The organism is Aquimarina besae (assembly GCF_042434905.1).
Lineage (GTDB): Bacteria > Bacteroidota > Bacteroidia > Flavobacteriales > Flavobacteriaceae > Aquimarina.
This window is the reverse complement of the sequence record NZ_CP170199.1, coordinates 861,792-870,075: the sequence shown is the minus strand read 5'-3', so window position 1 is coordinate 870,075 and position 8,284 is coordinate 861,792. Positions and strand designations below refer to the sequence as shown.

The following is an 8,284-nucleotide window of genomic DNA, read 5'->3' as shown; positions in this document are numbered from 1 at the left end:
ACTATTTTGGGGTGCTTACTACTGTATTTTTAATATATAAAGATCTCCGTTATAGGTGTTGCCAACATTAGAGAACAGGCTTTGTTTTGCTTGATCTAATGTGTCAAATCTATCTAAATACACATATATATAATTATCTTTTGGATTCCTGAAAAACTTGGGCTCTAAACCTTGAGACTTAAGTCTATCCATTCCTCTTTCAAAATAATTCTCTCTCTTAAAAATGTTCGTAATCAAGTAGTAACCATTTTCTATATTATGACCTCCGATATACGATAGACTCTCTGTTAGTACAGTGTCATCTTTAACCGTGTCCTTAATCAATCTGGTTTCTTGCACTAATCGTTTTAAAGATTCTACCCTATTCTTAGCAATATTTAATATCCACATATCGCCAAAATATTTATTCCCGATATTATTTAAATAATTCTCGGCAGCATCGGTTTTGTTGTCATAATATTCTATCGCAACATATTGATACTGATTTTCAGGATTTAAAATGATTTGCGCATCGTTAAAACCAAGATCTTTTAACTTATTGGTAAAACTTTCTGCATACGTTCCTCCTCTAAATACGTTACCTATTAAATAGAATCCTTCCGGATATCCAGGGATAAATTTAGTGGCATATTTTGCTTCAGGTCTTGTTGCCTCTGCAAATTTGATAAACCTATTTTTAGAAGTAAGTCTTTTTGAACTCGTAGGATCATTAGAGTTTTTCACCTCCTCGGCTTCATTGTTCATGTTTACCAAGGACTCTAAAAGCTTATTAAACTCTCTTTTATCTAGATTTACCGAAGATGTTAATAAAGAATCCCTTGATGCTATTAACCTATCCGTAATTCTACTACTATTCTCTAATTCTTTTTGAATCTCTTCAAGGTCCTCACTACTTTCTTCTGATGCAGCCTCTGCTTCTTGGCGTTGTCTCTCTTCTTCAGCTAACCTTGCAGCTTCTGCTTCCTGACGTTGTCTCTCTTCTTCAGCTAATCTTGCAGCTTCAGCTTCCTGACGTTGTCTCTCTTCTTCAGCTAATCTTACAGCCTCAGCCTCCTGACGTAATCTCTCCTGTTCAGCTAATCTTGAAGCTTCAGCTTCTTGACGTAATCTCTCTTCCTCAGCCAATCTTGCAGCTTCTGCTTCCTGGCGTTGTCTCTCTTCTTCAGCTAATCTTGCAGCCTCTGCTTCCTGACGTAATCTCTCCTCTTCAGCTAATCTTGCAGCCTCAGCCTCCTGACGTAATCTCTCTTCCTCGGCCAATCTTGCAGCCTCAGCCTCCTGACGTAATCTCTCTTCCTCGGCCAATCTTGCAGCCTCAGCCTCCTGACGTAATCTCTCTTCCTCGGCCAATCTTGCAGCCTCAGCCTCCTGACGTAATCTCTCTTCCTCGGCCAATCTTGCAGCCTCAGCCTCCTGACGTAATCTCTCTTCCTCGGCCAATCTTGCAGCCTCAGCCTCCTGACGTAATCTCTCTTCTTCAGCTAATCTTGCAGCCTCAGCCTCCTGACGTAATCTCTCTTCTTCAGCTAATCTTGCAGCTTCTGCTTCCTGACGTTGTCTCTCCTCTTCAGCTAATCTTGCAGCCTCTGCTTCCTGACGTAATCTCTCCTCTTCAGCTAATCTTGCAGCTTCAGCTTCTTGACGTAATCTCTCTTCCTCAGCCAATCTTGCAGCCTCTGCTTCTTCGTCTTTTTGAACAGAAACTTCTCTTTCTAACGTTTTCTGAGATTCTTCTATTCTTCTTTGCTCTTCTATCTCTCGCTCCAGCTTTTTCTGAGAAGCTAATCTTTCTTCTTCAGCTTTTTGCTCAGCCATTTCAAGCTCTAATTTCTTCTGCGCAGCCAATCTTTCCTCTTCAGCTTTTTGCTCGGCCATCTCTAGTTCTAATTGCTTCTGAGCGGCTAATCTCTCTTCCTCTTGTCTTAACGCTTCCGCCTCTGCCTGTTTCTTTGCTTCTTCTGCCGCAGCAATTTGTTGCCTTTCAGTCTCAGCTTCTTGTTCTGCCAACCTGATCGCTTCTTGTTCTTGTCTTTTTGCTTCAGCTTCGGCTTCAGCAGCAGCTTCTTGTTGCTCTGCTTCAGCTTCTCTTGCAGCTTCTTCAGCAGCTATTCTAGCTTCTTCAGCTTGTCTTCCGGCCGCTTCTTCAGCATTTTTCTGCTCTTGCATTTCTAATGCTAACCTTTTCTCTGCAGCCAACCTTTCTTCTTCAGCTTTTTGCTCGGCCATCTCTAGTTCTAATTGCTTCTGAGCGGCCAGCTCTTCTCTTTGCTTGTTTAATAATTTTACTTCTTCTTCACGCTGTAAAGCCAATTGTCTTGCTTTTCTTGCTTCTTCTTCTTTCGCCTCCTGAATAGATCTTTCTAATTTATTCATAGATCTCTGGGCTTCAGTTAACGAATCACCTCTAGAGTTTTGTAATTCTCTAATTATTTTATTTTGATCTAAAATTTCTTTCTTCAGTCTTCTTATTTCAGAATCTCTTTGTAGTGAGCTCTTAGACGAGAAGTTTCTTCTCTTTTTTCTCTTTTCTTCTTGTCCGAAATTGTATGCCAAAGCAACCTCCCAAGAAGAACCAAATTCTGCGGTTGTTCCACTTCCACCAATACCGGGTTCTACAGAAAGTCCTACAGATACTACTTTTGATATATTTGCTCCAACTCCTATAGCACCTCCATAAAAACTGTTGTATCCTAATTGGGCCCACCCATACTTGGGTATCTCAAATAAAACGTTTCCTCCGTATCGTAAGTCGAGTTCTCCGGGTTTAGAAGCGTATACCATTCCTCTAAGTTCATTGTCTGTTCTCCAGTCCAATTCTGTGGTATACATTACGTGTCCTAAATATTCGAAATTGTCGGTTAATAACTCGCTTGCTGTAATGTTATAAGCGACTAGATTACCAACAGCGACACCGACATCAAAATTACCGTAATTAAAATTTACTCCTGGTTTTAATAAAAAGACAGAACTACTTTCAAAATTATCCGTAATAGGATCACTTATTTGTGCTTGATCTAATTTGCTCTTAAGCGAGGATTGTAGGTATTGTAGATTCACTCCAAAGGTGAAATTCATATCCCTGTTTAGTTCTAAATTATAGGCATAGTTTAAGGTACCTCCAAAATAACGTAACACACCTAGACTTTGTTGATAAAGACCAATTCCTATTCCGGTTTTTTCATCAAATCTGGCATTGTAATTTAAAACATATGTCTGCGGATTATCCTGAAAAGAAATTCGTTCATTACGGTTATATACATTTACCGAATTTTTATTTTCCCTAACCAAAGAAAATGTAGGATTAAACAAAAATCTATTGTACTTAATAGAATTGTGAAGAGGTACTTCGACAGGAAGTGCTTGCGACGTAATAGGGGTTGTTTCCTGACTGTAAATGAGATTTAAGCAGGTACTACATAGTATTATAAAAAGTATTTTTTTAATCATAAATTATCTCATTACAGTAATTGTTCCTTTTCTAACTACTTCGCTGTTTCTTTTAATAATGTAATAATAAATCAACTCATCAGCTCCTGATGCTGAGTTTGAAGGCCAATCAGCATTATATCCTCCGCTCTTTTGAAAATCCAACTTTCCATTAGAAGAATATATGCTCACCTCTACACCGCTTTCGCTAAACGAGTTTGGTAGCACCCAAACATCGCTGGATGAACCTCTACCTTGTGTTATAACGTTTGGAATTACCTCGGATTGTGCTCCAGGTCCTCTAACCGAAGCGATTAAAGTATCCGTGGTACATAAAGAAGAGCTTATTCTTGCAAAATAATCACCTTCTTCTGTAACTGTAAGGATATTTGTGGCTTCACCTTCTATTAAAGCTTCTTGCCCATTCTGAATCACATACCACTCATACGTAAAATTGTCACTAAATGGTGCTGTCAATACTACAGATTCTCCAGCTTCTAAAACAGGTGGTGTAATGTCCAAAATAATATTATTAGATAAGAAATCAATAGGCAACTGGTTGGAAGTCTGATCCGGCAATCCGGCGGGTCGATAACTAGCTCTAAGTTCAAAAATTCCTCCATTATCAGCACGGCTTACATCAAACGACAAAGAAGTCTCACCTGTGGAGACTCCATCCTGAAACCATTCAAAATCGAATAAACCAAGTTGTTCATCTGTGAGAGGAACCCGCCTATTACCTCCGATAATACCAACCATTTCCAGTAAAGATATTGTTATGACATCCTGATCACAATCCACGACCTCTTCGGGGGCAATTACAATCTCAAAAATCTCTGTAGAAAATATTTCGGTTTCCGTTACCAAAAAAGTATTACAGGGATCATCTGCTTCAATTTCTACTCTATATTCACCCAAGCTAGTAATACTATCAAAAGTGAGCGTTTGCTCTGTAAGTTGACTTTGTGTTAAAACATTTCCGTTTACAAGAAATCTGTATTGACTTCCTAATGGAGCATCAGTTTCTAAAGTAAGGGTTAATACTTGATTAGGTAGAAATATGAGTTCCTCCGGGAAAGGCACGGTTATATTTGAACCTTCATTGGTCACAGTAACAGGGTCAGTAGTAAAAGTACAATCTTCACTTAAAACAATTTCTAAGGTATACTCTCCTCCAAAATTATTGTTAGGTAAGGTAATCCTTGTACTTATTTCGCCTTCCAACGGAACACCATCCTTATACCATTGATGTCGTCTACGTTGATCTTCTTCACTAGCTCGTAATACCTTAACCTCTTCTGGACAGAATGAAAAGTCCGGAGCATCCGTAACTATACTAATATCTCCAGTGTTTACTATTTCAGCTCTTATTATATTAGATTTATTGAATCTAAAGGTATTATTACACAATCCAACAGGTACAACTGCTTGATATTGTCCCTCTTCTGTGATTAATAAAGTAGGACTATTTTCTCCCGGAATCACAATACCATCTTTTGTCCATTCCCAATTGAAATCATTGGGATCTAATGGATCATCATTTTCATCAAGTACTACGACTCCAATTTCTTTAGCAAAAGAAGCAACATCACAAAAAATAACACCCCTACCACCATTTAAACGGATTAAGAGATTATCATCATCAAAAAAATGAAATGGTATCGGTTCTGAAACTTGACCTATTATATCCGCTTCAGTGGCTATTACCCTTACTCTGTAATCGTCGCTATTTGCGTTGGTAGGTACCTCTACACCGGTAAAAAGAATTGTAGTGGCTCCTCCAGCCGCTTCATTAGGTCCCAAAATACGGCCCAATTCTATGATATCCGATTGATTAGCAAAAGAGCCTGAAGGATCCGACAATTCCAGTAAAAATTCATTATTTGATGGCAAAGCTGGCCCAGCACGTAACTGTGCCTCAAACTCAAAAGTGACACCTGGTTTTCCACATGTTTGCTGTGGATTTTCGGTAAGAGCAGGAGGACCAATAGTTCGTTGCGCCTGAAGAACTTGAAATCCAAGTAACAGGACTATGGCGACGACTGTGAGGTTAAGCTTTTTTTTCATGGGTATCACATCAGTTAAATTTATGTGAACATCTGCATCATCATCAAGCGATTTGGGGCGCATGTTAATAATGTTGTTAATATAATTATTGTAAAGTCATAAAAATATGAATTAAAAATTTATATCAAACCGATTTTTCGATTTTTTTTGTAATAATATTCTTACTTGTTTTTGAAGGGTATGATTACATGTCTAAAAAGCCTTATTTCATCGACGTCATATAACGTCTAAAAAACTACTAGTCAATACATTAAATATATAATAGGAGTCTTTATACTTCCAAAAAAAACGTCTGTTTTCAATGATTATTCGTCAAAAAAATCAGATTTTTCGATTAGAAAACTTTAAAAAAATATAAAAATGATACGTTTATTGATTGAAAAAAAACTCTGAAAAAGACAGTTTTTGCCGATTAAGTGTCCTCTTTTTATATATTATTCAAAAATTTTTTGTTGATGTTTTTTGGAGAAAATTCACCTTTTTTCTGATATATAGATCATGGAATATTCGTTCTCTTTTGGCGTATTTTATTAGCATATTCATCGCCGTGATAGAACTGTTCATAATTAGCGCTTAAAAGATCAGATAAACCAGTGCATTTCAAGGGAATTTTCCCGTGTTTAAATCATAAAAAAACCATTAAAATTAATTTTAATGGTTTCTTAAAATTTAATCTAATTCTTACTTTCCGTTGACTTCTCACCGTTTAATTCTTCAATAATCTTATCCGTTAAGTCCAATTCTTCTTTTGCATAAAAAATATTCTTCACCTCAGTTTCTCCATAGATGTACGTATATCCATTCTTTTTACCATAATCCTTGATAAAACTTTCTACTTTGGATATAATTGAATCTATTTCGACCTGACTTCCTTGCTGTATTTCTTGCATTCTGGTTTGTTGCTCTCTTTGCAGCGTCTGTTGTTTCACCATTAACTCTTGTTCCTTCTTTTCTCTATTGGCTTGAGACATTGATTTCATGATATTTTGATATCCCTGAACTTCAATCTGAAATTGCTTTGCTTTTTCCTCAAGCTCTGCTCTTACTTCATTATTCTTCTTGGTCCATTTCTCCTTAGCAGTTTTCATCTCATTAAAATCGGATACTACTTTGGTATTATTTACATAACCCGTTTTTTCAGTTTGCTGATTGCAAGAAGTCAATCCGATTAACGCGATTGCTATCCATATAAAATTTCTCATTTATTTAAAATTTAATTCTGCGCAAAAATATCAAAGTTCAGTTGATGTAATACACTTAACTACATCAAATTCTTCAGCTATAAGAAAAAACAATATTTTTTACTCTTTTAATAATTAAAATCAATTAAAATTGAATAAAAATAACTGCTTTTAACGTGTTTTAAGAAAAAATCCAGGATTATATACCTCAAAAGACCTTAAGGGCTCTAAAAAACGACGTAACGAAGAAATTACCCATTTTTCAGTATATAAATATGTGAGGAATACTGTTTTGATCTTTTTGCTTTTATATTTGAAAGCAAACCTATCCTAAAAGCATTCATAAAATTCATTCTTCCATTTTTATATTTTTCAGATAAAAGGGATACATAAAAAGAATCAAAAATTAAAGGAAGCGTTTTTTTCAATAGCATTCCCTCTTTACCAAAAAGCTGTTTTATAGAATTTTCTGAAAAATGCCATAAATGTCTAGGCACATCATAAGCTGCCCAATAAGATTGATAATACTTGGCATCATATGATTTAAAGTTAGGAACGGCAATAATTGCATATCCTCCAGGTTTTAGCAAGCGCTTTAATTCTTCTATTTGCTTTGGCACATTAGGAACATGCTCTAACACGTGCCACATAGTAATAATATCAAACGTATTTGACTCTAAATTTGCGGTATCTGATTGTAGTGTTATTCCTTTATCTTTTGCCAACGCTTTAGCCTCTTGATTGGGTTCAACACCAGCCACCTGCCACATTTTACTCTTGGCTTCGACCAGAAAGTCTCCAGTACCTGCTCCTATATCCAACAAGCTACCCACTCCACCGTTTAACTCCTCTATCAGCCTTACTTTTCTATTCAGCGCATATTTCTTTACCGTGTGGTATAATTTTTCAAAGAAGCTTCTCTTACCATCAGTATGAGAAATATAATCTTCGCTTTCATAATATTTTGCTAAATCTGATTCATCAGGTCTAGGACTTGTTATCAATAAATCAAGATTTTTGTCCTTGTATAAAACAAAACTTTCTTTTGATACAGTATGATCCTTACACTCTAAATAAAAATCCAATTCTTCTTTTTCCATTACCGATCCGACGATATATTAATATAATCCTGTTCTCTTATGTTATTCTTGATATTTAATAAAAAAGATTTTGTTTTACTAGAGAATAAAGATTTTCTTGAAAGACAATTTTCTCCATTAGGGTCGAACACTTCAATTTTTACGAAAGTCTCCAGTTTTCCGTTTTCTATTTTTGGATCATCACCATTCGTTATAGTTTTCGTAAAATCAACATACTTATTTCGATCTGTAGATATATCTACTTTAATATTGAAAATAATTTCGTGTTCATCAAACAGTTTTGTGTCAAAATTTGAGATTTTCTTATCTTCAGACACGCCTAATTGATTTCTTAATGACAGTTCGGTTTGTACAGGCGATAAATTAGATTTAAAAAGAAAATATTCCACTCCATGCCAATCCTCGGTTTCGATCCGGTAATTTTCCATTTGTGGAACGGTGTTAATGGAAATACAAGACGTAAAAAAAAGAACAGTTCCCATTGTCATTAATAAATACCTCATTTCTTAA

5 protein-coding genes are annotated in these 8,284 nt (G+C 36.0%); all 5 read right to left on the bottom strand.

From position 1 onward, the window contains the following. Positions 1 to 18: 18 nt before the first annotated feature. The 5 genes from ACE94K_RS03785 to ACE94K_RS03765 all read right to left on the bottom strand — a co-directional run bounded on the left by ACE94K_RS03785 (position 19) and on the right by ACE94K_RS03765 (position 8,277). A complete protein-coding gene (locus ACE94K_RS03785) occupies positions 19 to 3,447 on the bottom strand; it encodes a PorP/SprF family type IX secretion system membrane protein (RefSeq protein WP_378180170.1) in 3,429 nt (1,142 codons plus the stop codon). Positions 3,448 to 3,450: 3 nt separating this feature from the next. Next, the gene (locus ACE94K_RS03780; protein ID WP_378180167.1) at positions 3,451 to 5,556 is read right to left on the bottom strand and encodes a hypothetical protein; all 2,106 of its coding nucleotides are present in this window, start codon (positions 5,554 to 5,556) and stop codon (positions 3,451 to 3,453) included. Between the two features lie 611 nt (positions 5,557 to 6,167). Beyond that, the gene (locus ACE94K_RS03775) at positions 6,168 to 6,695 is read right to left on the bottom strand and encodes an OmpH family outer membrane protein (RefSeq protein ID WP_378180164.1); all 528 of its coding nucleotides are present in this window, start codon (positions 6,693 to 6,695) and stop codon (positions 6,168 to 6,170) included. A 230-nt stretch (positions 6,696 to 6,925) separates the two neighbouring features. Further along, a complete protein-coding gene (locus tag ACE94K_RS03770) occupies positions 6,926 to 7,774 on the bottom strand; it encodes a class I SAM-dependent methyltransferase (protein WP_378180161.1) in 849 nt (282 codons plus the stop codon). Continuing rightward, on the bottom strand, positions 7,774 to 8,277 hold the full coding sequence (locus ACE94K_RS03765) for a hypothetical protein (RefSeq protein WP_378180158.1): 504 nt from the start codon (positions 8,275 to 8,277) through the stop codon (positions 7,774 to 7,776). Before ACE94K_RS03765 ends, ACE94K_RS03770 begins: the two co-directional genes overlap by 1 nt. Between the last annotated feature and the right edge of the window lie 7 nt (positions 8,278 to 8,284).